This window comes from Sandarakinorhabdus sp., assembly GCF_040398645.1.
Classification (GTDB): Bacteria; Pseudomonadota; Alphaproteobacteria; order Sphingomonadales; family Sphingomonadaceae; genus Sandarakinorhabdus.
This window is the reverse complement of the sequence record NZ_JBBATR010000107.1, coordinates 1-2,399: the sequence shown is the minus strand read 5'-3', so window position 1 is coordinate 2,399 and position 2,399 is coordinate 1. Positions and strand designations below refer to the sequence as shown.

The window sequence follows — 2,399 nt, the reverse complement described above, 5'->3', positions numbered from 1 at the left end:
GGTCTTGCACGGTGCAAGACTTTTTCACCGACCGCACCGCCCTAGATGCTGAACCCCAGCGTAGCACCGATCATGCGCGGCTCGCTCGGCGTTCCAATGATAAGGCCGGAGTTGCCGGCTTGGGTCGTCAGGTTTTGGATGTAGTTGCTATTGACCAGGTTGCGGGCGAACAGCGCCGCGCTCCATCCCTTGGGGCTGCGATAGCCAATCGAAGCGTTCGTGACGTTGTAGCCGTCGATGAGCGTGAACCGCGAGAGCGTCGGGTCGCCATAATAGCTGCTGCGCCAGCTGGAGTCCGCATGGACGAACCCCTCACCGTTGCCAAATAGAGGCACGGCGTAATCGGCGCCGATCGTCGTCGACCATCGCGGCAGGCCGGACAGACGGCCGCCAGTCAAGTCGCAAGCCGTCGTTGCGCTGCCTTGGCGTTCGAGCGGGCACGGACCCTTGGGGTATTCAGCATATTTTCCATCGGCGAAGGCCACTGAGGCGCGCAACTGGAGCCCGGCGATGGGCGCAGCGCTCGCATCGGCCTCGAAGCCCTTGACCGTCACTCGCGGGATGTTTGCCAGATAGCCACGCAGCGCGACGGTCTGGGTGGAGTCGACAAATGTCGCCTGGAAGTTGCGTACTTCGGTATAGTAGCCGGCGACATTGAGCCGGAGCCGCCTGTCGAACAGGTCGGTCTTCAGACCGCCCTCATAAGTGGTATTGCGCTCGGGCTCGACGACAGCGGTGGCCAGCACAGGTTGGTTTTGAGCATTGAGCGGCAGCCCCGACATGTTGATGCCGCCGGATTTGAAGCCGCGGGCGTAGCTCGCATAGGTAAAGATGCCGTGGGTGACCGCATAGGATATATTGGCCCGGCCAGACAGGCTGCCATCGTCGTCGCGCGCCGAATAGGTCTGCGGTCGCAGGATCGAGAGCTTGGCATTGAACAGCGCCGGGACGGTCGTCGCAAGGCCGCCGAAGACGAAGATCGAATAGTCCCCGACCTTGCTCTCGATCGTGTAGCGCAGCCCGGCGGTCAGCGTCAGACGTTCGGTCGCCTGCCAGTTCATCTCGCCGAACGTCGCATAGCTGTCGGTGGCAAAGCGCGTCTGTCCATCCTGGCCATAGCCGTCCAGCAAGTTCGCTGGCACCGACACCGCAGGTGTTCCGGTCGTCGGCCCGAGCAGCCAATAGGCGGCGTCCGGACCGTAGATGGAGATCGGCCTGCCAGTGATGACCTGCCGGAAATAGTAGAGCCCCCAGACATAACCGAGCGGCCCATCGCCGTTCGATGCCATGCGGAATTCCTGGCTGATCTGGTCCTGCCGCGACGGGATGCCCTGCTGCAGCTGGATCTTGAGGCTGGTGTAGTCGCGGTCGTTGGCGGCATTCCAGTTCCAGAAGCGCCAGGCCGTGACGGACGTGATGGTGGCGTAACCGAGGTCCCAGTCCGCGACGAGCGACACGCCACCCTCGTTGGTGTCGACCGCCAGTCGCGCATCGATGTCAGTCAGCCGGTCATAGGGGTTGGTGCTAGGCGGCGCATAGCCGATCCCGGCAGCAAGCGCCGGAAACTGGCGCGCCGCCGGCCGCAGCGAGGAGCCGGTGCGCAGATAGACCTGGGTGCAACACTCGCTCTTGAAGTTGCTCCAATCGCCCGTGAGCCGGAAGGTTAGTGTATCGCCGGGCTTCCACAACAGCTGGCCGCGCACCGCCTGGTTATTGAGGGTGTTCTGGTCGGTGTCGGTGGTAACGTTGTGGAGAACGCCATCGCGCCGGGTAAGCAGGCCAGAGACACGGAACGCCAGCTTGTTGGCGACAAGCGGTCCCGACACTGCTGCCCGCGCCTGGACAAAGTTGTACTCGCCATACGAGGTTTCGCCCCGTGCCTCCCAATCGAACGTCGGCGCCCGGGTAATGATGTGGATGGCACCGGCCGTGGTGTTCTTGCCAAATAAAGTGCCCTGCGGCCCGCGCAGCACCTCAATCTGGTCGATGTCGACAAAGTCGAACGCGGCGGTCGCCGGGCGGGCATGGTAGACCTGATCGACATAGAAGCCGACGCCAGGTTCAAGCCCGTCATTGGCCTGGCTGACGGCAACAACACTGCTGCCAAGCCCGCGAATGGTGACGGCGGTGTTGCGGGGATTCGCCGAGCTGTGATTCAAGGATGGCACCAGCAGGCTCAGCTGGGCCGTGTTGACGGTGTAACTGCGCCCGATCAGGTCGCCGTCAACAGTCGAAAGCGCTGCCGGCACTGCTTGGGCATTCTCGACGCGGCGCCGCGCGGTGACCAGTATCTCCGGAACGCTGGCGGCGTCGATCGCCTCGGCTTCTGCGGCAGCAACCGTCTCCGGCATACCCAGACCCAGTGTAATCGCCGCGCCGATCGCTGCGCCGATCGCTGC

The 2,399-nt window shown here is 63.5% G+C and carries 1 protein-coding gene; it reads right to left on the bottom strand.

Annotation, left to right across the window (positions count from 1 at the left end):
• Positions 1 to 41: 41 nt before the first annotated feature.
• Positions 42 to 2,393: a TonB-dependent receptor gene (locus ABWP50_RS13375; protein WP_502951067.1), complete on the bottom strand. Its 2,352-nt coding sequence runs from the start codon at positions 2,391 to 2,393 to the stop codon at positions 42 to 44.
• Positions 2,394 to 2,399: the final 6 nt, after the last annotated feature.